This is a genomic window from Kribbella sp. NPDC058693 (genome assembly GCF_042715335.1).
Lineage (GTDB): Bacteria > Actinomycetota > Actinomycetes > Propionibacteriales > Kribbellaceae > Kribbella > Kribbella jiaozuonensis.
In genome coordinates this window covers 1,198,373-1,219,022 of sequence record NZ_JBHXSQ010000004.1, presented here as the reverse complement: position 1 = coordinate 1,219,022, position 20,650 = coordinate 1,198,373, and the positions used below count along the sequence as shown (strand labels likewise).

The following is a 20,650-nucleotide window of genomic DNA, read 5'->3' as shown; positions in this document are numbered from 1 at the left end:
GGTGCACGGTGAAATAGGCGAAGGCCATCGACCCCGAGCAGAGCAGCGCGGCCGCACCGTGGGTGGCGAACAGGAACCTGGTTCAACTGTGTGTGATTTGAAGATCACGCTCCGAATCGATTGCCTTCCGGGTCGCGAATTGGTAGCCGCGGGCGGCGAGGAGCAGACCGACTCCCCAGACGACGTACGCGGGCACCGCCACCCAGAAGAACGCGTCCGGCAGACCGACATCGTCGTACGGCGGTTCGCCCTGCGCCACGGCGACGATCATCTGGATCAGCCCGACCCCGAAGTACGCCGTGATGCCGGTGCCGATCACGAAGCCCGGGGTGAGCAGCATCCACCGCGGGAACCGCCGGCCAATCGGATGCACCAGCAGGAACGGCAACAGCGTCCCGACGAGCAGGAAGCCGCCTTCGAAGAGGATGAGCGACAAGTTGCCGCCGTACGGCGTTGTGCCGAACCCGACCACCGCCTGCGCCGCCAGCCGCGTAAGGCACCCACCCACCGCAAGCCACGCACCGACCGTTGCAACCCACCCCGGCCAGGGCTTCCCCGGCGGTTGCTGCGCCTTCGCCGTCACACCCAACAGCACCGCACCAAGAATCGCCCCCAACCGACACCCCATCCCCCACAAATCAAACGGAATCCCCAACCCCGGCAACACCCCCGCAACCAGGTCAAGCAGGATGAACGCCGCCGCCCCAACCCACCCAACAGCCAACCCCCACAACAACCACCCACCCCAAACCCCACCCCGCCGCGCATCCTCCGCCCGCAGCACGTGCTCCGGCGACCCCGCCAGCTCTGGCGTCTCCGCCCGCCCGCGAGGTCCCGGCCGGCTCGCGATTGCGGCTAGGGCTGTGATGGCGCAGCCGGCGACGGCTGCCCAGTTCGGGATGAGGAGGTCGTTGCCCGGCAGCTTCCAGGTCGGCGCATGGCCGGTTGCGAACCAGATGCGCAGACCGCCGTACGCCACCGCCCACGCAACCACCGCTCGCCTCATGCACCCAGTCTGTTGAGCACACCCCGCGCCCGGATCACCCGCGCGAGGGACAGGCCTCCACCGTCAGCGTGAAGCGTGCAACTGCTGCAGCAGCCGGATGAACGTCTTCCGATCCGGCACCGGAAGACCCTCGAGCACCTGCACCTCTTTCACCTGGATCCCCCGGCGAACAGCCCGGCGAACCCGACGCCCTTCAGCCGTGATCGAGAGCAGCCGCACCCGCCGATCATCCGGATCCGGAGTGCGCTCGATCAGGCCAGCCTTCTGCAACTCGTCAAGCGTGCCGATGATCCGCGACTTGTCCGCCCCGATCGCCTCCGCGAGCGCCGCCTGAGTACGCACCGGAGTGTCGTCAAGCGCAGTGAGGACCGAATACCCCCACATCGACACCTCATGAGCAGCGAGCACCGGCAGCTCGAGCGCGATCAGTTCCCGCACCAGCGGGTACAACATCGCAGCCAGATCGGGGCGCTCGGTTGCCATACCCAAAAAGGTAGCACTGGCGCAATCATATGCATGGGCTTACGATATGCATATGCCTACCGTTGACTACATCGCACTAGACGCCGAAGCCGTCCGCACCAGCATCGACCTGGTCACCACCGTCACCGACGCCGACCTGTCCAAGCCCACCCCATGCCGCGCCTGGACCCTGTACGGCCTGCTCGCCCACATGGCCACCCAGCACTACGGTTTCGCCGCCGCCTCCCGCGGCGAGTCCGACCCCGCGATCTGGAAGCTCCTCGACCTCGGCGACGACCCGGTCAAGGCGTACGTCGAGTCCGCCGAGCATGTCCTCGACGCCTTCGCCCAGCCCGGCGTCGCGGAGCGAATCTTCCCGCTGGCCGAGTTCGGACCCAACGCATCCTTCCCGGGAGCGCAGGCTGTCAGCTTCCACTTCATCGACTACATCGTCCACAGCTGGGACGTCGCAAAGTCCCTCGGCAAGACGGTGACGTTCGCACCAGCCACGCTCGAGGCCGCGACAACAGTCGCCCAGATCGTGCCCAGCGGCGACGTCCGCCGCGCCCCAGGCACACCGTTCGCCGCAGACATCCCGTGGTCCGGCGACGACCCCCTCGACCGCATCGTCGCCTACCTCGGCCGCAACCCCAACTGGCCGAACCAGACGCTCAGTTGATGTCGAACTCGTTGCCTTCCGGGTCCTTCATCCCGACCGCGTAATGGTCGAGCCCTTCTTCGAACGCCCCGGTGATGGTCGCACCCAACTCCGCCAACCTGGCCGCCTCGGCATCGACACGCTGAATCCGCGCCGCGATCGGGTCCGACCACTCACCGCTGGCATGGATGTCGAGGTGCAACCGGTTCTTGACCACCTTGTCCTCCGGCACCACGTGGAACCAGATATCCGGCCCACGTCCCTCCGGATCGCTGATCCGATCCGCGCCGTCGACCAGTTCCTCCTCCGGCACTCCCAACCGCCGGTAGAAGTCGTGCCAGGTCGCGAACCCGTCCGGCGCCGGCGCGAACTCGTACCGCAACGCCGCAGCCCAGAACCGCGCCAGCGCATCAGCCCCAGCACAGTCGACCACCAACTGAAACTCCGCGCCCATCAACCTCTCCTCCACGCCGGCGACCCATCACCACCAGCGTGCCGGAGCCCACCGACAATTCGGCCTGGTGAGCCCTACAGCCAGATGTGCTCCTCGGCGATCGCGCCGTCGCGCCACTTGGCGATGGTGACCATCCGGCCGCCGCCTTCGAACTCGCCGACCACGCAGGTCCAGTCCCCCGAGCCGAACATGATCGGATGCGAGGCGACCTGCACCGGCGTACCGCCGTTCGACTCGACCAGCGCCTCCATCGCCTCGATGTGTTCCTTCAGACCATGAGTAGTCGGTTGCCCCGAGAGCTCGACCACCACATCGTCGGTGTGACACCGCGCGAACGCGCCATGCCAGTCAGCCCGGTTCCATCCGTGGAAGTCGAGCTCATCCATTCCCTTGAGATTGCGCCTCACCTCGTCCTCGGCCATGACGGAGGCCTCCTTCCGGGACCCGGTCCCGATCATTTGCACGTCACTCACAACGACAGAACAGGGCGACGCGATGTGACATCCACCCGCCTTGGCGTCCTCGCCGGCCGCGCGCTACATTGACTGAAGTGGACCATATAGTCCACCTAGGAACGCTTGAGGACGTAGCGATGACTGATCAGGTTCTTCCGCCCGACGGAACGGGCTTCTACCTCGCCGGCGGCGAGCTCACGGCGGCCGGCCTGGACAACAAGGACGGCGGCACCGTCGACGTCAGCGTGACCGCGCGCCTGCTCGGCGGCCTCGATGTCACGCTGGCAAGCCGGAGTACCGCACATCTGGGCGAGCGAACAGTCCTGCCGTTGCAGACCCGGCCGATGATGCTCAGCTCCCTTCCGAGCAGCGTGCGGGTGCAACTACGCGCAGCCTCCACCGAAGGCGACTGGCGACTCGTCCTGCATTTCCGCAATCACGCCGGCGCGAGCCTCACCTGGAACGCAGAGATCCCGACCGAAGCATTCGACACAGGCTGGGAGGCTCCCCTCGCCGAGCTCCTGACCATCGACGGCGCAGTCGACGCCCCGGCGCCGCAGTCTCCGACGACGACCGTGGTTCACCACCCGAGCGACGAGTACTACGAACTCCTCGTCGACGGCCACCAGGCGGGGCTCCTCGTGTACCACGTGATCGGCTCGCACCTCTCGATCACGCACACCATGATCGAACCGACGTACCGCGGACGAGGACTTTCCTGGGCGCTGGTCGGCGGCGCGCTCGACGACATCCGCACGAAGTACCCGACCGTGTCGAACTACTGCCCAGTCGTCAGCCGATTCGTCGACAAGAACCCGCAGTACGGCGATCTGCTGGCCGAGCCGCGGCCGGCACCATGAATCTGGCTGCGATCGAGGACCGGTCACGATCCGTTCTGGCCCGCGAGGAAGCCCGCCTGGCAGGCGTGCGAGACCTCCGTGGATTGCGGCGCTGGCGCGACTCGCTCGTCGAGGCGAATACGCTGCGGGACGACTCCTACGGATGCGAGCTTCGCACGCTACGCGCCCAACTGCCCGACGACGAACGATCCCGCGCAGTACTGGCCTTGGCATTCGAGAGCTGGCATCAGCTACTCATCGAGACACTGGCACGCCTGCGGGAACTCGGAGTACTCACCAACGACGCCGACCCGCAGAAACTCGGGACCGGTCTGCTGGCCGCTCTGCAAGGCGGATACGTCCTCGCTCAGAACGCGCAGAACTCGCAACCTATGGCCGACGCCTTGGACATGGCCCTGGACCGCATCGAAGCCTTCGCCAATCTACTTCGTGAGGAACGACCGAATGTGGTCTAGCGCCATGTCGAGCGCGGTCTCCATCGGCGTGATGTCGTGCTGGGTCTCGGCGAGAAGATACCCACCCTGCAGCGCGGCCATCAGGCCCACCGCAAGCTTGTCGGGGTCGGCTGATTTGCTGAGCGAGCCGCCGTCCTGCATTCGTCGAAGGCCGGCCGCGATCAGGCCCGTCCACTCCGCGAAGGCCTCAGCCAGAGTCCTGCGGGCTTCGTCGTCCTGATCGGACAGTTCGCTCGCCATGGAGCCGAGCGCGCACCCGTAAGCGCCGTTCTGCAGGGCGTTGCGTTGGACCAAAGCGTCCCGCCAGCGCTGCAGACCGCGAAAGGAGCGGAGCCGCTCGAGGTACCCCTGCTCACGCTCGAGGACCTGGCCGGCGCGCCGCGAGACAACCGCCCGGACCAATTGGTCCTTGTCGGCGAAGTGCTGGTACAGCTGCGACTTGCTCGTACTGCTCGCCGCCCGGACGTCGTCGAGGGTCGTTGCATTGACGCCCTTCACGTACATCAGGTCCGCGGCCGCATCGACGATTCGCGCCCGTGTCGCCAGGCCGCGCGCCGTCAACTGACGGGGCGGCGCTTCCGGCGCGCTTCTCGATCGAGTCACGATCCCAACGGTACCGGTCCGGCCCCCGACTCCGCGTCAGTTGGACTGCGGCGTACTCTGATTTTGGACGATATAGTCCAGTCAAAGACGAAAGGTACGGCACGTTGAGCACAGGGCTGCAGATCAGGAACAACGCCACCGACGGCGCATTCGAGGCCGTCATCGACGGCGAGGTTGTCGGCCGGGTCGGATACCGGCTGCGCCAGGAGCGCGTCGTACTCACCCACACCGAGGTCGACGAGGCTCATCGCGGCAAGGGCATCGCGAACCAACTGGTCCAGGCCGCCCTCGACGATGCCTTCGCGGCCGGACGGAGCGTGACGAACTTCTGCCCGTTCATCGCCGACTACATCGCGGACCACCCGTCGTACAAGACGCTCGTCGACCCCGAGCACCCGGGCGGCGCGGCGGTCCCGGACCGGGCTCCGCGCAGCGACGTGGTGCACGACCCTTCGTGACGCCATTGTCGGCGGAACGGACCCAGTACTACTGTGGACGAATTGGTCCAATAACAACCGGAGGTACCTGATGAAGGCGATCGTGGTGACGGATGAGGCTGCGGGAACGGCCGGGATGACGCTGACCGAGCGTCCGGAGCCGTCGGCGGCGATCAATGACGTCATTGTCGAGATTCACGCGTCGGGATACGTCCCGACCGAGGTGACGTGGCCCTCGACCTGGACCGATCGCGCGGGCCGCGACCGCACGCCGTCGATCCCTGGGCACGAGCTGGCCGGCGTGGTCACGGCTCTCGGCTACGGTACGACGGGGTTGTCGGTCGGCCAGCGGGTGTTCGGGCTCGCGGACTGGCATCGCGACGGCACGCTGGCGGAGTACGTCGCCATGGAGGCCCGCAACCTCGCGCCGCTGCCGGGCGACGTCGACTTCACGGTCGGCGCCAGCCTGCCGATCTCCGGCCTGACCGCGTGGCAAGGGCTGTTCCAGCACGGCCGCCTTCAGTCCGGGCAGAGCGTGCTGGTGCACGGCGCTGCCGGCGCTGTCGGGTCGATGGTTGCGCAGCTCGCCAATGAATTCGGCGGGTACGTCATCAGCACCGGCCGCGCCGCCGACCGGCAGGCCGCACTCGACTTCGGCGCGCAGGAGTTCGTTGACCTGGACAACGATTCCTTGAAGGACATCGGCGGCGTCGACCTGGTGTTCGACGTGATCGGCGGCGACATCCAGCAGCAGTCCGCAACCCTGGTCCGACCCGGCGGAATCCTGGTCACGATCGTCGGCCCACCCGAGGCCCGCCCCGCAGACGGCCTGGCAATCGACTTCGTCGTCGAGGCCGACCGCACCCAACTGACCGAAATCGTCCAACGCGTCCGCGACGGCCGCCTGAAGACAAACCTCGGCACCATCGCCACCCTCGACGACGCCGTCGCCGCCTTCAACCCCACCGAACGGACCAAGGGCAAAACCATCATCCGCGTCCGCCCGTGAGGAGCCCCGCCATCAAAGCCGTCGCCGACGAAACCCTCCTCGCAGAGGCCCCCGCCAACGAGATCGTCGTAATAGAAGGCCACCACTACTTCCCCCAGGCCTCCCTGACCATCGGCGTACTCCGCCCCTCACCCAAGCCCTACACCTGCCCCTGGAAAGGCCGCGCCGAGTACTTCGACGTCACCACCCCAAGCCGCACCCTCTCCGACGCGGCATGGACCTACCCGTCCCCCAAACACTCCGCCATAGAACACGTAGGCCACGACTTCACCGGCTACATAGCCTTCGACCCCCACCAGGTGGCCGTCAGCTGATCACCGGGGCAGCGCGAGGAGCGCTACCAGGAACAGGATGAAGGCGGACCAGGTTGTCACCAACTGGAGCCAGTTGATGCTGAAGTAGCGCTGCCGGTCCGCCTCCCAGTAGCCGGTAGCGCGTCGGGGTCCCAGGACAGGATCACCTTGTACTGCGGGGTTTTCCAGACGTTCGAGACGACATACACGCCGATGAGCACGATGACAAGACCGATCGCGGTCAGCACGAACGAAGCCGAGCCGGGGTCGTCCCGAAGCAGGATGAGCGCAACGATCGGCCCGATGCCCATCCCGAGCGACCAAGCGTAATTGAACACCTTGCCCCACCCGTTGTCGGCGTACTGCAGAAACGTCTCCATGAAGCTCCGGAACTCCCGACCGCCCATGGACGCTTGCACGGGCCGCAAAATCAGACACAGGCCACCAAGAAACCCAGCCGCAAGCCCCGAAAAGAACGAGGCCGCCACAAGCACCCACTCCACCGCCATCCCGCGCCTCCCCACCCGACTCCGCCAGACACGAGCAGTGTCGGCCTCGTGTGGCCGGCTGTCACCCCCTGGGAGCCCGATGATCGGGTACCGCGTCGCCGTACAGGATCGAGGTCCAGGCAGTGGTGAGGGTTTCGATCAGCACTTCTTCGTCGTCGAACGGCGGAACCGATGCTGCGGCGAGGTAGTAGAGGCGTTCTCCCATCCAGGTCAGTGATGCGGCAGCGGCGCGTGCACGCGTGGAGCCGAGTCGCCGGCCGGCGACCGGGTCGGACTCGATACGTGCGGTGGCGGCCTCGGTGAACAGGTTCATCTGCTCGAGCCACAGCTCTCGAAGCCCTTCGTCCGATCCCCAACTCTCGACAATGGCCATCAGAACGCCGGCATTGTCGCGCCACAGCCGGGCCCCATCGGTCACACCGGATCGAAGCGCGGTGACCGGATCCTGCTCCCGATCGGTCCAGGGGCGCGCTGCCTGCTGTCCCTGCGCGACCGCCTCGCGCACGAGGTCAGCGAGCACTGCCTGTTTGCTCGGGAAATAGAAGTAGAAGCTGGCCCTGGATACCCCGGCGGCGTCGAGGATGTCGGCCACGCTGAGAGTGTCGAAGCGCCGCTCCCGCAGCAACTCGCGCGTCGCGGACAAGATTCGCTCCCGCAACTCCGCGGAGGCCGGGGCCGCTGCGGATCGACGGGCGGAGCCCACAGTGCGTCTGGAAGGCATGCGGGTCATCATAGTGTCCGGACATGATGTATAGACACAGTGACCAGACACTGTGTATGGTCAGGGCCGTGATAGCGATTCATTTGGTCGTCAACGATCCAGATCAGGCCGCGTCCTGGTACACCGAGGTATTGGGCGCCGAAGAGACGGGCCGCCTCACGCTTCCCGATGGCCGGACGCTGACCGTGGAACTCCTCCTCGGCAACACGAGCCTGGCGGTGGCGGGAGAAATGCCCGACCGCGGCCTGCGCACCCCGGCGGCGCTCGGCGGCACTCCGGCCGCACTGCACGTTCAGGTCTCCGACATTGACTCCGCGTGGGCTCGCGCGTTGGAGGCGGGAGCCACGGTCTTCGAGCCTGTCCACGATGCCTTCTGGGGAGATCGCACTGGCCAGTTCTTGGATCCGTCCGGGCATCGCTGGGCGTTGGATCAACACCTGCGGGACGTGCCGTCCGAGGAGATTGCCGCCGTGGCCGCTCAACTGTTCAGTGGATCGGCGACACCATGAGATACCGCACCCTGGGTACCAGCGGTCTTCGAATCTCCGAGCTGATCCTGGGCGCGATGACGTTCGGAGAGCAGGATGGCGTCGGCGCACCAATCGCGGAATGCCGACGGATGCTGGACCTGTACGCCGAGGCGGGCGGCAACATGATCGACACCGCCGTCAACTACCGCGACGGGGCCAGCGAGGAGTTCGTCGGCGAACTTCTGTCCGGCCGTCGCGAGTCGTTCGTGCTCGGAACGAAGTACACCGTCTCCCGCGACCGCACCGACCCCAACGCCGCCGGGAACCACCGGAAGAACCTGCGTGCATCGCTGGAGACCAGCCTGCGCCGACTGCGCACCGATTACCTGGATCTGTATTGGGTGCACATGTGGGACCGTTCCACGCCGCTCGAGGAGACCATGCAGGCGCTGGACGACGCAGTACAGGCCGGCAAGGTCCTGTACGTCGGAATCTCCGATGCACCGGCCTGGGTCGTGGCCCGCGCCAATACCTTGGCCGAGTGGCGCGGCTGGAGCCCGTTCGTCGGACTGCAAGTTCCCTACAACCTGCTCCAGCGCGACATCGAACGCGAGCTGCTACCCATGGCCGAGTCGCTAGGCCTCGGCATCACCACGTGGAGCCCGCTGGCCGGCGGAGTACTGTCCGGCAAATACAGCGGCCGCGAGCCGGCGGCTGGACGACTGGCCCCGGACTCCCTGTCGGCCAGGGACCACGCCGTTGCCCGGGTAGTGCAAGACGTCGCCGACGAACTCGGTACGACGTCCTCACAGGTAGCGATCGCCTGGACGGCCAGCCGCTCCCCGCTGATCCATCCAATCATCGGAGCGCGCACCGCCGACCAACTCGGCGCCAACCTCTCCGCCGCCGAACTCACCCTTCCGCGCGAGAGCATCGCGCGACTGAACGAGGCCAGCGCGTCCCCCCTCGGGTTCCCGAACGACTTCATCGCCCAAACATCCTCATGGGTCTTCGGCGCAGCCCTCATCGCCCCATCGCCGACCACGACACCAGCCGTCACCCACTGAAGTTGGGCGGCAGTCCTCGGGGGCGGGGAGCGGTCGTTCCGTGCCGATCACGGCGTACGTGCGGCCTGTCGGGTCGACGCGGCAGACGACCGGGGCGTAGAAGAAGCCGTTACGGAGTACGGCCTCGACCAGCCTGCCGCCCATCGGGGTGACGGTGAGACACGCGACCGGCTGCACGTGGGCGCCGGTCCTCCAGCGGGTGGCGCTGAACAAGTCTCGGAGGCCCAAAGTGGTGGGTAAGTGGTGGGTCGAGAGGGTGGCCACTCGTGCCCTGACCTGGGTGTTTGGTAGGCCCCGTGGGACTCGAACCCACAACCCGCGGATTCCCCAACCTCACTGGCGATCATGCCCGTCGGTTCCCAACCTGGCCATTGACCTGGCCATTTGAGGATCAGGGCACGCGGTCTATGCCTCGCAGTTCCGGTTGCTTCTGGTTGAAAACCATGGGGTAGATCATGGGACCGGCGGGTGTATCAGCAGCTGCTCGTAGGGCGCCGGTCACGTACGTAGGGGACCAGGCGCCAACGGTGGCGTGCCATGGCCGGAGCAGAGACACGACCGCGTCAGTTAACCGTGGCTACTCCTGATCACCGCTGCTGTCATCGATCGCAGTGCCGGGCTTGCGGTAGATCTCCGGAAGGCGGACCACCGCCAATCCCATCTGCCGGGCACGCAGTCGCATACCAAAATCATTGGTCAGAACGCGAGCTCCGGTATCGGGATGGAGAACGTCCAGGTCGGCCGCACAGCGCAGGATCGACAAGTCGGCGTCGCCCCCGCGGTCATCAGTATCCGTCCAGACCTCCAACGCCACGCCTTCACGCAGCTCTACAGTCTGGCCGGGTTGGCTGTCTCGCAAGACACGCTCCAAGTAGCGAATCGCGATCGCAGCCTTCCGGGCTAGATCACCTTGGCCGTACTTCTGTCCGTCCAGTTCATCGATCACTCGCAGTGGGACCACAAGCCGAGTCGCCTTGACTGTTTCACCTTGGCCCTTCAAGACCTTCTTCCAGTCGATATCGCCAGGCTGCTGCCAGTGGTTGAGCATGTTCGTGTCGTAGACGACAGGCAGGCCGGATCTGCCGGCCAGTGCTTTCAGGGCATCGAGCTGCGCTCGAGCATCGGCGAGCGCTTGTATCTGAGTCTCGATCTCGTGCCTGAGAGCGTTGGTCTCTCCGTGCCTCGCGTGAGCGACGCTCTCCATGAGATCTGGGTGGATGAAGCCGCCCCGTGGATTGGCACTCCGCATCGACAAGAGATTCCAGTACGCCGTCGAGTGCAGCCCGTCAGCGACGTCCGGAACGGCGAAGGTCTGTCTCAAGACGGAGTACGTGCGATCGATTGCATTGATGTAAGGCGGAAAGAAATCTTGAGCGCTGAGGACGTTGCCCCAGGTCGTCTCAGCATCGCGCAAGACTTCATCGGCCCGAACCAAGCTGACCCCTGGATTCAATCTCATGACAAGATCCTTGCAGAGAGTTGGAGCCCGAGCGGGTCACTCGCGCCCTCTTAACTGCCTCTACTTCGCGGTCACTGGACCTCTGCTCTCAGAAGCTCATCTGGTCAGACTCGGCGGGCCGCACAGACATGATGCGTCGCCGTACCCACTCTGTCGCCCACGCTTCGGGCGTCCTCTCACCCCGCGCGGCGAATCGCGGGCCGTCCCCGCTGGCCCTTCGCCTCCAGCGGGGCGTAGATGTGTCGCCGGTCTTGCGCCGTCGATCAACTGGCCTGGATACTCGTGCCCGCGTCGGGACAGAGCGTCACGAGCCTGGAGGAGATCACGCACGTGACCGGTGTCGCCCAACTGATTCCCAGTGTGGCCGTGGTTGCTCTCCTGCTCCCGCTGCTCGTCCCAGGAGCGGTAGCGGTCGGCATCGCCATCGGCACGATCTGGCAGAAGAACAGGGCGGACAAACGCGACGCTTGGTGGAAGCGGGTGCAGTGGGCCGTAGAGGCGGCCACGACGCCTGGCCCTGAGTATGAGACACGTCGGGCGGCCGGAGTGACGGCGCTGAACACGCTGGTCGACGAGGCCGCTACAGAGGCCGACGAGAAACTGGTGCTGGCTATTGCGGATGAGCTTCTTGAAGCAGCTCCATCCGTGCCGGAGCTAGACTTCTGGGACAGCGTGCTAAAGGAAGATGATGCGGATGAGTGAGCAACCCAACGAAGGTGCTCGGCTCCCTCAGGACCTGGTGGCCGCCGCGCGTCTACGCCAAAAGATGGGCGCGAAGCTTAACGTTGAAACGCCAGATTGGATCCGTCTACTCGCTGTACCTACGAGCGAGACCCAACTCCGAGAGATGATCGCTGCGCAAGAATCGGAATTCGAAAGACTGCAATCTAAGACCAGGGCGCGACGGGGAATAAGTCGCATAGCTTTCTTTCTTGTTGCCGTTCTGATTGTGCTACTACTGATACCGCTACTGTCCCTATTGCTGCGATCCACGTCACACGATGCGGCCGACTGGGTTGCTATTGTCACCGCAGCTGTTACCGCAGTATTTGGGCTGCTCGGCGGATTCTGGGTGGAAAAAAGGAATCGAGCTGCGGCGGAGCGCGAACTCGCCGCCCTAGAGCGTTACTCAAAGGAGTTCTCTCGATCCATGGAACTCCTCAAAGAAACTGTGGCTGAAGCGGCCAAGGAACGTCGACATCGGACCGGATAGCCGCGGATTCCCTCAGGACCGCTCCGGATCATGCCCGTTGGTTCCCAATCTGCTTGCTGACCTGCAGGTATGGGTTCCCGGCCATACCGACCGCGCCCGACGAATCCCAGCGCTTCCTGTTAAAACCATGGGGTAAACGATGGCCCTCAGGGTCCGGTCGTGCCGTTCATGCTGTCGTCGATTGCCTCTTGCATCAGCGTCTGCAGCGTGGGTCGGTCGATGCCCGAGCAGACTGGCTCCCGGGTGGCCGGTGGCCACGAGTCGTGGTTGGCGCCGGCGCAGCGATCTTGTCGCTGCCGCCGCAGCCCGCCAGCAGCAGGACAGCCGCAATGCTTGCGATCACTCGCATGTTGGTGCCACCCCTTTGCCGCTACATCAAGCGGCGCTCACTTGGTGTTACAGGCGGGGTAGCGGCTTACCCAGACGATCTGCTCGACCGGGTCCGATCACACGGTCGGCGGTCATTGCTCGACCGCCCCACGCCCCGGTGTTCCAGCCGCTTGTCCCTTCAGCCGGTCAACGTCGACCGCGACTGATCGCCGCGCGGTGAGATCGCTAGAACGGCGGCTCTAGGTCCCACGGCTCTGAATCGGGGACTTCCTGCTGGTCGGTAGGCGTCGTCGCGACCGCTAGCGACACAGGATCGTGCGCCTCCGGCAGTTTCTGAGTAAGAGCCTCAGACAAGGCGCGAATCGCACGTTCGGCCGCCGAAGGTGTCGGCATGCTCTTTAGCTCACGCGCGGTGTAGCGGGCGCGGAGCGGCTTCGAGGATGCGCCGACAACTGCCGCCGACTCGGCGTACTTATCTGACCAAGATGTTCCGAACAGTGTATTGATCGCGACCTCAAAGTTGTCTCGCAAGGTCGCATAGTTTTTCTCGACGTGCACGGAATCAGTGCTCAGGTTGGCTATCTCTGCGCCTTGCGTAGATTCTCCAAGCGCACGGAATATATCCGTGCGCTTAATTAGTAGATCCGCTGCGTCACTCCCGGTCTTGTCGGTATCTGTATCGAATATGCAGTAGACCGGAGTGCCGAGGGCCGTAAAAAGTCGAATCCATTTGGCTAGACTCCCGATGCCACCAACCCCTACTACCGCAACCCCGCGGCGGAGGGGGTCAAAATCAACCAGCCTCAGCAGGTCGGGAAGCGCCAGGGCTTCAGTGTCCCCCTCAACCAACACGCACAACCGTGAGAACAAGGCGCTCTTGATCTCTGTCGTCGAACTAGCTTCATAGAAACTGCCCACAGTGGCCGCAGTGGTCCTGACTGGATCAGCGCCTGTGCTGATCAACTCAGTGGCTAGTTGAGCGCGATTCACCTGAGTCAGTTGTGTCGCGTCGGCCTCTGACTTCCGAACAACCACGAGGTTCTCTGGGCGCGACATATCGACGAAGTGAGGGCTGTGGGTCGTGAGCACGACCTGCAGCCCATCGGTGGCGAGGCTGCCAAGGCGTGTGGCGAGCCACTGCTGGGCCAACGGATGCAGGTGCGACTCTGGCTCGTCGATGACGAGAATCATGCCGTCGTACTGCCCGAATGCCTTCGCATATGCGTACGAGAAGGCGAGTGCAAGTATCTGCTCTTGCCCGGTACCGAGCTCGTCGAATGAACGGACTGCGCCGTCGAGTTTCGGATGGATCCGGAGCGATCGGAAGAAGTTGCTCGGATCATACGCAGAAAAGTCGATGTCGAGCCGATATGTCAGATTCTGTCCAAAATCGTCGGTGGTCGCGGTTAAGAGTTCCCGAAATGTCTTAAACTCGGAGACCTCTGAGAATTGGGCAACCAGATCATTGAATATTGTCTCTAGCCTTGCTTTGCGTTCAGGTTTCGAGAGGAGGCGACTGTGGAATCTGTGCATAAGTTTCGATAAAAGAGTCCACTGCGAAGTGTAGGAAAGCTGATATGAGAGTCGCCTGTCAGCATCAATTCGCATCGCAAAGAGGGGTGAACGAATCGCCTTAGACACGAATGTCTTGGTGCACTTAGTGCACTGCATTGAGTAGTCGATTGGATCGCCTGAGCGTTGGGTGTCGTAGCTCCATCGGATATGGTCGACAGATCCGACGGAATCGTAGCTGCAGACTAATCCTTCAACGTCGGCATTGATCTTGATAGCGATGCCATCGGAGTCGCGGCCATGAAAGTCGTGATCCTCTATCGAATGTGTAGATGGCCAGCGCTCGCCGAACATGATGTCGATAGCGCGGGTGATGTTGCTTTTCCCGGCATTATTTTCGCCAAGCAGCACGAGCGGTCCGCGGGTTGGAAAAGTGATCTCAACTGGATCCGCGATTGAACGCAAATTCTCGACGGTCAATTTCTTCAAGCGTGGTGGCACCCTGAATCCCCTGGTTCATGCGAAGTTGATGCTAGCCCCTTGTGATCCCCATCCCCCGATCGAGCGGTTCGTTACCACTAGTAGCGAGGTTGCTGCCTGATCGTGATCAACTTCGTCTGCGGGTGGCCACGCCTGGGACACCTGGGACATCAGCACTTACAACGCTGTCCCAGGTGTTTGCCCAGGTCAGAGGGGTCTTAGGGACCCTGGGACACCTGGGACTAGAGACCCGCATTACTAGCTCGGCGGGTTCTCATCAACGATGTCGAGAATCCAATGCGTTTGCCCAGGTCAGGCGGCACTCTGGGACAGTGGGACAGTGGGACACACACGCTGAAGCAGAGTTGTGCACGGTCAACTGATGGCGGCCGCGATCTCGGTCATTGTCTGCACAACGACATCGGCGCCGGCCATTGCCAAGGCGTCGGTCTTGCCTGGCTTGTTCGCGTAGCCGATGGTGCGAACGCCTGCGAGTCTTCCAGCCTCTATGTCGCTCGCCTGGTCACCAATGAACACGCAAGCCGCTGGGCGGATCCTGAGTGCATCTGCAGCGCGCTGGATCAGGTGTGGGCTGGGCTTCATCAAGGTGGGGTCGCTGGCGTCGCGGCCCTCAACGTGCACGACTCGACCCGCGAGGCCGGTACGTGCGAGGTAGTTGGTCACCGCTTGCGCGTAGTTGTTGCTGACGGCCGCGACCCCCTTACCTTGCTCCTGGCACGCTGCCAGGGACTCGGCTGCGCCCGGGGTCGGACAGGCTGTCTCCACTGCTCGCAGCTCCGCCGTTTGGAGGGGGTGCTCGAGTTCGGCCGATAGACGCGGATCGCTCGCTGCGGCGAGCAGTAGGTCGTGCGGACTAGTGGCCCTCTCAAGCGCGTCTTGGAGCCCATGATGAATCGTTCCGGCCAACTGGCGGAGTTCCGCGGTTATCTGTGTCGCGGGATAGCCGTCGAATACAGAACAAATGGGCCCGTCAAAGTCGAATAGAACAGCATCCGCAGAGCCAAACATCTGTCGAATGTCTGCTGTCACAGTTCGCGCGGCTGACCCAAGGTTTCCCACAGGCTATCGAACCATCGCCTTGCCTGATCGACGTATTGCGATCCGGTCGCCTGGTCGCTGTCGCTGAGCGAGTGGTGAAATAGGACGGTATCTTTCCCTACGGAATCGAAGATGGAGACGGGATCCCCATCGATCTCGACGGCCCGTTCTACAACTGGATAGAACCCGAAAACATCTCTTCGTTGTTCAATGCGTAGAGCTTGAACATCATCGGCAGGCCCGCAACAACTCGGATTTCCACTTTGACGTCTGACACGAGACCCAGCTCGCCAAGCTCGCGTACAGACTGGGAAATCTCACCCGCGGAACGGTGTGCGATCGACGCCAGTCGCGCTCGGACGGCCCTGTCGCCTCCGGGATTCTCCCCAGCTCGCGCGGGAACGGCAATAGGTTGCGCGAAGTCCGGCAAGAGCATCCGAATATGGATCGTCTGAGGCGTTACGCGCCCGCGCCTAATCCGATCAATCGGCTCCTCAAGTGCGCCGAGCAATGTCTCGCCTGTCAGGCCAGCGAAATCAATTTGCACGGAATCCCGCTCGAAGGCCTTCTCGATATGAGGACGCAAGCCGACTGCCTGGTCAGCCTGTTCACGCACGTATACGCCGCTACCGACGCGGGACACGATCAAGCCCTCATCACGCAGTACTCGAAGCGCCTGCTGAATCGTCATTCGAGCAACGCCGTATTGCGTCGCCAGCTCGTTCTGAGACGGAAGCTTCTCCCCCGCCTTCACCTTCTGCGTGAGGATCGCCGCACGCAAAGCGTTGGCGACCTGCTTGAACGGCGGTCGCGGGTCAGACGTGTCTAGCTGCTGCTCCATGTGCCCCAGCGCACTAGCTGACTAGGCAGGCTAGGCCAGTTTCATCCCCGATCTCACCCGTGCCCTCTGGTGTCTGTCGATGCTGCTGGCCAGAGCGGCGCAAGGCATTCGGCTGGAACAAGCGATATTCCCTGACTCGCGTGGCGGATTCCGTGACCCATCCAACGTCAACAGGGATCTACGGAAGGCGCGCTCTCCGATCGGTGGTGAGGTTCGGCGGGCGCTGAGCGAGCAACTGCGCACGGCGAGGCGAGACGCCGGCACAACCCAACAGGAGGTGACGAGGCGCCTGGGCTGGTCCAGCTCACGAATCAGCCTGATCGAGCGCGCACGGCTCAAGGTCACACCAGCGGATGCGGCGGCGTTGCTAGATCTGTACCGGCTGCGCGGTCAGGAACGCGCGACGCTGCTCCGCCTGGTCGATGAAGCCTCGGCGCCGAGCGAGGCTGATGCGTTCTCGTGGCTTACGTCCCACGTGTTCAGGAAGACCACAGCAACGATCCTTGACGATGCGGGGCAAAGCGCGCGGCTGATTGCAGACCAGCTCGGTCACGCACGGCCGTCGATGACGCAGGATGTGTACATGGGTCGGAAAGCAAAGAATCCCGCGGCAGCTGCAGCGCTAGAAGTTGCCTTGAGAAGCAATCGCTAAAATCAAACAAATGCATGCGCAGGTAGCCCCACGATCAACGTGGGGTTATCTGCTATTTTCTGTCCACCCTGCCTTGACGGGCAATGATCGTGCGAGGAGCGTCATTGTTGTTGATGTGCGAGAGGAGCCAGATTCTCGCAGGCGACAAAGGGGGCATCATGGGCCGGAGTGCAAACACCTGGAGACAGGCCGTACACGAAGTCATCGACCGTCCGCTTGGTAGGCGAGGAGTGAATGCCGCGAGACCAGCAAGTCCGCGTCCCTCGATTCCCCGCATACCGGTCGAGATCGACGGGAAGGAGGTTGATCCTCGATCTGTACTCGATCTACGCGGTACATCGACACACACCATCTTCGATCCTGATGCTCACTCTGGGAAAATGCTCCATGTCTTCACGGAGCGGGCTGGGGCGATGGAGTATCTGGAATCGATCTCGCCTGATGGTGCAACCGTCACGCTTGATGAAGCCAGGACCGGTTCGGTGGCTCAGGCCATCACCGCCGCACCCAAGAACGGAGTGCCCAGCGGCGGCGGCTATCTCGACTTCTATCAGTACACCGACTGGGGTGGCTGCACCTGGCGAATGTACGAGTGGGAGCAGCACGTCAATCTGAGGGACCTGTGGGCATGCGGTTTCCTGTGGTGGGGTTGGATCAGCGCCGACGATCGCGCGTCGAGCCTGGACGCCGCCTACAGCGCCGATCTCGTGATCTTCTTCGATCGGCCGTTCCCGGAGGCAGCCTTCGAGGACTGGTCGAACCCGGCGAACGCTCTGTGGATCGACATGCGTGCTCTGCCGAACCCGTACCATCTCTGGATTCCGAACCTGCATGACCTCGGATGGGGCGACCGCATCAGCTCCCAACAGAGCTTCTACTTCGGCCCCTGACTGGTCTCCCGCCATCGGACGGTGAGCGACGCCGCGAGACAAAGGCATGGCGTAAACCATGGGCTGCGGCTCCAGCGAACCCCGGGTCAGGCTTCTGACCTGGGGTTTTGTAGGCCCCGTGGGACTCGAACCCACAACCCGCGGATTAAAAGTCCGCTGCTCTGCCAGTTGAGCTAGAGGCCCTCAGTTGGTGAGGGGAACAGTGTGTCAGGTTTGGGGTGGGAATGCTTGGTGGGGGTGGGGGCTTGGGGTGGTTACGGTGGGTAGTGGGGTGGGCGGGGGTGGGAGTTGGGGGTACTGCGCGGTAGGTCACGGAAGTGATGCGGTTGGGGGGATGGAGGGGCTTGGCCTCGCGGTGTGGGTGGGGGTGGTGGTACAGATCGGAATTCGCTCGGGGGGTCCGGGTGGTGACAATCCTGCCGCGGGGGGAACCGACGGCGGGTTGGGGGGAAGTGCTGTGTTGGTTGTTCGTGCTGCGGTGGTCGCGGCGGTTGGCGTGTTGGTTGTTGCGTGCGGGGCGGAGCCGGAGGCGGGGGTGGATCAGCCGGCCGCGATTGCGAGTGTTCGCGTCAGCACGACGCCGAGCGCGACACCGACGGCGCCAGTGACGCCGACCCAGACAGAGACTGCGACGGCGAGTCAGCCGGCGAGTGTGCCCACGACTGTCGCTAAGGTCACGCCGGTGGTGACGACCAAGGAGGTTGTCGAGCTTCGGGTTATTGCGTTCAAGAAGAAGACGGTGACCGATGACTCGCTGCCGAAGGGTGAGAAGGAGGTCCGGACCGAAGGGGTGAACGGGACTCGGCGGCTCGTTTACCGGGTCACGATTGTGGACGGTGTGCAGACGGCGAAGCATCTGGTGCGGCAGGAGGTTGCGAAGGAGCCGCGGACGCAGATCACTGCCGTCGGGACCAAGGTCGACGAGCCGGAGCAGGAGTCGTCGGGTTGTGACCCGAACTACTCCGGTTGCGTCCCGATCGCGAGCGACGTCGACTGTTCGGGCGGCAGTGGCAACGGGCCGGAGTACGTTGCCGGCCCGATCGAGGTCATCGGTTCGGACATCTACCGTCTGGACGCCGACCACGACGGGATCGCCTGCGAGGACTAGGCGGCGACAACCACCTGGAGGTCGAGGACCACGGTCGGGCTGACCAGGGCCGTGGTCACGGGGTTCCAGTTCACCCGCCAGCGGGCGCGCTCGATCGTCACCGCGGCGGCGAAAGCGACACCATCCGTCGTGCTGACGAGCTCGAAAGGCACCGTGACCGGATGCGTCACTCCGCGGATCGTCAGATCACCGGTCACGTCGAACGTCGTCTCGCCGACCTGCACGACCGTCGTCGAGACGAAGGTAATGATCGGGTACGTCGCCGCGCCGAGGAAGTCCTTGCGGAGTTGGGCATCGCGCCGTCGGTCGCCCGTTTCGATGCTGTCCGCGCGGATCGTGAGCTGAGCGCTCGACCTGGCCGGATCGTCGCCGGCCAGGTGTACGGCGCCTTCGAACACGTCGAACCGTCCGCGCACCCGGGTGGCCATCCGGTGGCGCGCGACGAACCCGATTCGCGTCCGCGCGGCGTCGAGCACGTAGTCACCGGTGAGCTGGTTGAGTGTCGTCGTCATGCCGGGTACGACGAGGCAGCGAGTCGAAGTGTCAGCCGATGACCCCCGTGGTGATGCGTCGCGGGGTGATGTCGAACATCGAGTCCTCGGGCGGATCGGCCAGGTACGCCGCGCGGAACTCCTCCGGCAGGTACTTCTCGACCATCGCGTTCAGCAGGTCTGAACTCAACGGAAGAAACCGTGCCACACCCTGCATATTCACGTACTTCGCGGTCGGTCCGTCGGCCGTCTGCACCGACAGCGACAACTCACCCGAACCCTCGCGATGCAACCGAGCCTTCTTCGACTTCGCCGGCGTCATCACCTGGAATCTGTTCTCGCCGGGTAGGTGGTGGAACCACACCGGTGTCACATGCGGCGACCAGCCCGGATCGTCGATCGCCAGCACGGCGACCAGCGGCTGCGCCAGGAAATCAGCTGCTTCGTCATCGTCCATCGTGCGAAAACCCATGCTTCCTCCACTCGTGAGGTCGCCACCGACCCTTCCACGAGCCACCGACAGTTCAGCGCGTGGCGAGAGCAGCCGCGACCTCGAGCAGCGCATCGTGGTACGCCTGGCTGGTGAGATCGGCGAAGGTCGACGCAGGCCAGAAGCCGGGACGGCCGGCCCGGATTCGCTCTATCTGCTGCAAAGCAGCCGGGCTGTAGACAGCCTTGACCCGCCAGTTGCTCAGCTGCCCGGTCTGGACCCTTGCCGCGACGAACCGCGCGGATCCCCGGCCCCGGCCGACTACCTCGACGGTTTCCCAGCCCATGCCGCCGAAGCCGTCGGGGACGTAGAGCTTGGCGCCTGCCGGGAAGATCTTCAGCCCACGCCGAGTCTCTTCGCCACCGGGTCCGTACGGTCGCTCCTCGACGACGTTGGCGACGATGCACCAGACAGCCGGCGGCTCTTCTGACGTCACCTCGGTCAGCCTAGTAGCAAGCTCGGTGGTTCATACTGCCGTCGTACGACAAGAGACGAGGAGGGGTTGATGAGTGATCAGGATCCAGTAGAGCCGGATCTGACCGAAGAGGAGACTGAGGTCGGGTTCGATCTGGGGACGGATGTGGCGGAGCCGCAAACGCAGTACGGCACGGAGAACTTCGACATCGCCAACGACCTCGGCTACGGCAACGGGCCGGCCAGCTAACA

At 64.0% G+C, this 20,650-nt stretch carries 27 protein-coding genes and 1 tRNA gene; 13 read left to right on the top strand and 15 right to left on the bottom strand.

What is annotated here, in order from left to right:
* Positions 1-82: 82 nt before the first annotated feature.
* Both ACFWUU_RS32225 and ACFWUU_RS32220 read right to left on the bottom strand, forming a co-directional pair.
* The gene (locus ACFWUU_RS32225) at positions 83-1,006 is read right to left on the bottom strand and encodes a hypothetical protein (protein WP_380181143.1); all 924 of its coding nucleotides are present in this window, start codon (positions 1,004-1,006) and stop codon (positions 83-85) included.
* Between the two features lie 63 nt (positions 1,007-1,069).
* On the bottom strand, positions 1,070-1,489 hold the full coding sequence (locus ACFWUU_RS32220) for a MarR family winged helix-turn-helix transcriptional regulator (protein WP_137252395.1): 420 nt from the start codon (positions 1,487-1,489) through the stop codon (positions 1,070-1,072).
* A 52-nt stretch (positions 1,490-1,541) separates the two neighbouring features.
* Between ACFWUU_RS32220 and ACFWUU_RS32215 the strand changes: the two genes are divergently transcribed.
* Positions 1,542-2,147: a TIGR03086 family metal-binding protein gene (locus ACFWUU_RS32215; protein ID WP_380181141.1), complete on the top strand. Its 606-nt coding sequence runs from the start codon at positions 1,542-1,544 to the stop codon at positions 2,145-2,147.
* On the opposite strand, the gene ACFWUU_RS32210 is transcribed toward ACFWUU_RS32215, so the two are convergent.
* Together ACFWUU_RS32210 and ACFWUU_RS32205 are read right to left on the bottom strand one after the other, a co-directional pair.
* A complete protein-coding gene (locus ACFWUU_RS32210; RefSeq protein ID WP_380181139.1) occupies positions 2,140-2,580 on the bottom strand; it encodes a VOC family protein in 441 nt (146 codons plus the stop codon). The two genes, ACFWUU_RS32215 and ACFWUU_RS32210, sit on opposite strands and share 8 nt — an antisense overlap.
* A 74-nt stretch (positions 2,581-2,654) precedes the next feature.
* Entirely contained in the window at positions 2,655-3,053 is a 399-nt protein-coding gene (locus ACFWUU_RS32205; RefSeq protein WP_380181137.1) for a nuclear transport factor 2 family protein, read from the bottom strand.
* 119 nt (positions 3,054-3,172) lie between these two features.
* On the opposite strand from ACFWUU_RS32205, the gene ACFWUU_RS32200 reads away from it, so the two are divergent.
* Both ACFWUU_RS32200 and ACFWUU_RS32195 read left to right on the top strand, forming a co-directional pair.
* Positions 3,173-3,895, top strand: coding sequence for a GNAT family N-acetyltransferase (locus ACFWUU_RS32200; protein ID WP_380181135.1), 723 nt, complete (start codon positions 3,173-3,175; stop codon positions 3,893-3,895).
* Positions 3,892-4,350, top strand: coding sequence for a hypothetical protein (locus ACFWUU_RS32195; RefSeq protein WP_380181133.1), 459 nt, complete (start codon positions 3,892-3,894; stop codon positions 4,348-4,350). Before ACFWUU_RS32200 ends, ACFWUU_RS32195 begins: the two co-directional genes overlap by 4 nt.
* Here the strand turns inward: ACFWUU_RS32195 and ACFWUU_RS32190 are convergent.
* Positions 4,318-4,953 (bottom strand): TetR/AcrR family transcriptional regulator, encoded by a 636-nt coding sequence (locus ACFWUU_RS32190; protein ID WP_202877529.1) that lies wholly within the window; start codon positions 4,951-4,953, stop codon positions 4,318-4,320. The two genes, ACFWUU_RS32195 and ACFWUU_RS32190, sit on opposite strands and share 33 nt — an antisense overlap.
* A gap of 104 nt (positions 4,954-5,057) precedes the next feature.
* Between ACFWUU_RS32190 and ACFWUU_RS32185 the strand changes: the two genes are divergently transcribed.
* From ACFWUU_RS32185 to ACFWUU_RS32175, 3 genes are all read left to right on the top strand, one after another.
* The gene (locus ACFWUU_RS32185; protein WP_380181131.1) at positions 5,058-5,411 is read left to right on the top strand and encodes a GNAT family N-acetyltransferase; all 354 of its coding nucleotides are present in this window, start codon (positions 5,058-5,060) and stop codon (positions 5,409-5,411) included.
* Between the two features lie 70 nt (positions 5,412-5,481).
* Entirely contained in the window at positions 5,482-6,399 is a 918-nt protein-coding gene (locus tag ACFWUU_RS32180) for an NADP-dependent oxidoreductase (protein ID WP_380181129.1), read from the top strand.
* On the top strand, positions 6,396-6,713 hold the full coding sequence (locus tag ACFWUU_RS32175; RefSeq protein ID WP_380181127.1) for a DUF427 domain-containing protein: 318 nt from the start codon (positions 6,396-6,398) through the stop codon (positions 6,711-6,713). Before ACFWUU_RS32180 ends, ACFWUU_RS32175 begins: the two co-directional genes overlap by 4 nt.
* 56 nt (positions 6,714-6,769) lie before the next feature.
* Here ACFWUU_RS32175 and ACFWUU_RS32170 read toward each other — a convergent pair whose 3' ends face one another.
* Positions 6,770-7,201: a hypothetical protein gene (locus tag ACFWUU_RS32170; protein ID WP_380181125.1), complete on the bottom strand. Its 432-nt coding sequence runs from the start codon at positions 7,199-7,201 to the stop codon at positions 6,770-6,772.
* A 61-nt stretch (positions 7,202-7,262) separates the two neighbouring features.
* A complete protein-coding gene (locus ACFWUU_RS32165) occupies positions 7,263-7,844 on the bottom strand; it encodes a TetR/AcrR family transcriptional regulator (RefSeq protein ID WP_380181123.1) in 582 nt (193 codons plus the stop codon).
* 146 nt (positions 7,845-7,990) lie between these two features.
* Here ACFWUU_RS32165 and ACFWUU_RS32160 point away from each other — a divergent pair, with 146 nt between their 5' ends.
* Both ACFWUU_RS32160 and ACFWUU_RS32155 read left to right on the top strand, forming a co-directional pair.
* On the top strand, positions 7,991-8,431 hold the full coding sequence (locus tag ACFWUU_RS32160) for a VOC family protein (RefSeq protein ID WP_380181121.1): 441 nt from the start codon (positions 7,991-7,993) through the stop codon (positions 8,429-8,431).
* Positions 8,428-9,459, top strand: coding sequence for an aldo/keto reductase (locus ACFWUU_RS32155; RefSeq protein ID WP_380181119.1), 1,032 nt, complete (start codon positions 8,428-8,430; stop codon positions 9,457-9,459). Before ACFWUU_RS32160 ends, ACFWUU_RS32155 begins: the two co-directional genes overlap by 4 nt.
* Before the next feature lie 577 nt (positions 9,460-10,036).
* On the opposite strand, the gene ACFWUU_RS32150 is transcribed toward ACFWUU_RS32155, so the two are convergent.
* On the bottom strand, positions 10,037-10,918 hold the full coding sequence (locus ACFWUU_RS32150) for a PIN domain-containing protein (protein ID WP_380181116.1): 882 nt from the start codon (positions 10,916-10,918) through the stop codon (positions 10,037-10,039).
* 330 nt (positions 10,919-11,248) lie between these two features.
* Between ACFWUU_RS32150 and ACFWUU_RS32145 the strand changes: the two genes are divergently transcribed.
* A complete protein-coding gene (locus tag ACFWUU_RS32145) occupies positions 11,249-11,620 on the top strand; it encodes a hypothetical protein (protein ID WP_380181114.1) in 372 nt (123 codons plus the stop codon).
* 1,066 nt (positions 11,621-12,686) lie between these two features.
* Here the strand turns inward: ACFWUU_RS32145 and ACFWUU_RS32140 are convergent.
* From ACFWUU_RS32140 to ACFWUU_RS32130, 3 genes are all read right to left on the bottom strand, one after another.
* Entirely contained in the window at positions 12,687-14,462 is a 1,776-nt protein-coding gene (locus tag ACFWUU_RS32140; protein ID WP_380181112.1) for an ATP-dependent endonuclease, read from the bottom strand.
* Positions 14,463-14,828: 366 nt separating this feature from the next.
* Positions 14,829-15,482, bottom strand: coding sequence for an HAD family hydrolase (locus tag ACFWUU_RS32135; protein ID WP_380181110.1), 654 nt, complete (start codon positions 15,480-15,482; stop codon positions 14,829-14,831).
* 199 nt (positions 15,483-15,681) lie between these two features.
* The gene (locus tag ACFWUU_RS32130) at positions 15,682-16,353 is read right to left on the bottom strand and encodes a GntR family transcriptional regulator (RefSeq protein ID WP_380181108.1); all 672 of its coding nucleotides are present in this window, start codon (positions 16,351-16,353) and stop codon (positions 15,682-15,684) included.
* 79 nt (positions 16,354-16,432) lie between these two features.
* On the opposite strand from ACFWUU_RS32130, the gene ACFWUU_RS32125 reads away from it, so the two are divergent.
* On the top strand, positions 16,433-17,005 hold the full coding sequence (locus ACFWUU_RS32125; protein WP_380181106.1) for a helix-turn-helix domain-containing protein: 573 nt from the start codon (positions 16,433-16,435) through the stop codon (positions 17,003-17,005).
* Between the two features lie 380 nt (positions 17,006-17,385).
* Positions 17,386-17,895, top strand: coding sequence for a hypothetical protein (locus tag ACFWUU_RS32120; protein ID WP_380181104.1), 510 nt, complete (start codon positions 17,386-17,388; stop codon positions 17,893-17,895).
* Positions 17,896-18,005: 110 nt separating this feature from the next.
* Here ACFWUU_RS32120 and ACFWUU_RS32115 read toward each other — a convergent pair.
* Positions 18,006-18,078, bottom strand: a tRNA-Lys gene (locus ACFWUU_RS32115).
* Between the two features lie 499 nt (positions 18,079-18,577).
* Here ACFWUU_RS32115 and ACFWUU_RS32110 point away from each other — a divergent pair.
* A complete protein-coding gene (locus ACFWUU_RS32110) occupies positions 18,578-19,003 on the top strand; it encodes a G5 domain-containing protein (RefSeq protein WP_380181102.1) in 426 nt (141 codons plus the stop codon).
* On the opposite strand, the gene ACFWUU_RS32105 is transcribed toward ACFWUU_RS32110, so the two are convergent.
* From ACFWUU_RS32105 to ACFWUU_RS32095, 3 genes are read right to left on the bottom strand one after another with little or no spacing between them, the layout of a single operon-like run.
* Complete coding sequence (locus ACFWUU_RS32105) at positions 19,000-19,515, bottom strand: YceI family protein (RefSeq protein WP_380181100.1); 516 nt, start codon at positions 19,513-19,515, stop codon at positions 19,000-19,002. The two genes, ACFWUU_RS32110 and ACFWUU_RS32105, sit on opposite strands and share 4 nt — an antisense overlap.
* 31 nt (positions 19,516-19,546) lie before the next feature.
* A complete protein-coding gene (locus ACFWUU_RS32100; protein WP_380181098.1) occupies positions 19,547-19,966 on the bottom strand; it encodes a pyridoxamine 5'-phosphate oxidase family protein in 420 nt (139 codons plus the stop codon).
* Between the two features lie 52 nt (positions 19,967-20,018).
* Positions 20,019-20,420: a hypothetical protein gene (locus ACFWUU_RS32095; protein WP_380181097.1), complete on the bottom strand. Its 402-nt coding sequence runs from the start codon at positions 20,418-20,420 to the stop codon at positions 20,019-20,021.
* Between the two features lie 69 nt (positions 20,421-20,489).
* Between ACFWUU_RS32095 and ACFWUU_RS32090 the strand changes: the two genes are divergently transcribed.
* On the top strand, positions 20,490-20,648 hold the full coding sequence (locus tag ACFWUU_RS32090; RefSeq protein WP_380181095.1) for a hypothetical protein: 159 nt from the start codon (positions 20,490-20,492) through the stop codon (positions 20,646-20,648).
* The last annotated feature ends 2 nt before the right edge of the window (positions 20,649-20,650 follow it).

What these genes read in the sequence shown, in the direction of transcription:
- ACFWUU_RS32225 (WP_380181143.1), bottom strand. Translation starts at nt 1,006, where the DNA reads ATGAGGCGAGCGGTGGTTGCGTGGGCGGTGGCGTACGGCGGTCTGCGC.
- ACFWUU_RS32220 (WP_137252395.1), bottom strand. Translation starts at nt 1,489, where the DNA reads ATGGCAACCGAGCGCCCCGATCTGGCTGCGATGTTGTACCCGCTGGTG.
- ACFWUU_RS32215 (WP_380181141.1), top strand. Translation starts at nt 1,542, where the DNA reads ATGCCTACCGTTGACTACATCGCACTAGACGCCGAAGCCGTCCGCACC.
- ACFWUU_RS32210 (WP_380181139.1), bottom strand. Translation starts at nt 2,580, where the DNA reads ATGGGCGCGGAGTTTCAGTTGGTGGTCGACTGTGCTGGGGCTGATGCG.
- ACFWUU_RS32200 (WP_380181135.1), top strand. Translation starts at nt 3,173, where the DNA reads ATGACTGATCAGGTTCTTCCGCCCGACGGAACGGGCTTCTACCTCGCC.
- ACFWUU_RS32195 (WP_380181133.1), top strand. Translation starts at nt 3,892, where the DNA reads ATGAATCTGGCTGCGATCGAGGACCGGTCACGATCCGTTCTGGCCCGC.
- ACFWUU_RS32180 (WP_380181129.1), top strand. Translation starts at nt 5,482, where the DNA reads ATGAAGGCGATCGTGGTGACGGATGAGGCTGCGGGAACGGCCGGGATG.
- ACFWUU_RS32170 (WP_380181125.1), bottom strand. Translation starts at nt 7,201, where the DNA reads ATGGCGGTGGAGTGGGTGCTTGTGGCGGCCTCGTTCTTTTCGGGGCTT.
- ACFWUU_RS32155 (WP_380181119.1), top strand. Translation starts at nt 8,428, where the DNA reads ATGAGATACCGCACCCTGGGTACCAGCGGTCTTCGAATCTCCGAGCTG.
- ACFWUU_RS32150 (WP_380181116.1), bottom strand. Translation starts at nt 10,918, where the DNA reads ATGAGATTGAATCCAGGGGTCAGCTTGGTTCGGGCCGATGAAGTCTTG.
- ACFWUU_RS32135 (WP_380181110.1), bottom strand. Translation starts at nt 15,482, where the DNA reads ATGTTTGGCTCTGCGGATGCTGTTCTATTCGACTTTGACGGGCCCATT.
- ACFWUU_RS32130 (WP_380181108.1), bottom strand. Translation starts at nt 16,353, where the DNA reads ATGGAGCAGCAGCTAGACACGTCTGACCCGCGACCGCCGTTCAAGCAG.
- ACFWUU_RS32125 (WP_380181106.1), top strand. Translation starts at nt 16,433, where the DNA reads ATGCTGCTGGCCAGAGCGGCGCAAGGCATTCGGCTGGAACAAGCGATA.
- ACFWUU_RS32120 (WP_380181104.1), top strand. Translation starts at nt 17,386, where the DNA reads ATGCTCCATGTCTTCACGGAGCGGGCTGGGGCGATGGAGTATCTGGAA.
- ACFWUU_RS32105 (WP_380181100.1), bottom strand. Translation starts at nt 19,515, where the DNA reads ATGACGACGACACTCAACCAGCTCACCGGTGACTACGTGCTCGACGCC.
- ACFWUU_RS32100 (WP_380181098.1), bottom strand. Translation starts at nt 19,966, where the DNA reads ATGGGTTTTCGCACGATGGACGATGACGAAGCAGCTGATTTCCTGGCG.
- ACFWUU_RS32090 (WP_380181095.1), top strand. Translation starts at nt 20,490, where the DNA reads ATGAGTGATCAGGATCCAGTAGAGCCGGATCTGACCGAAGAGGAGACT.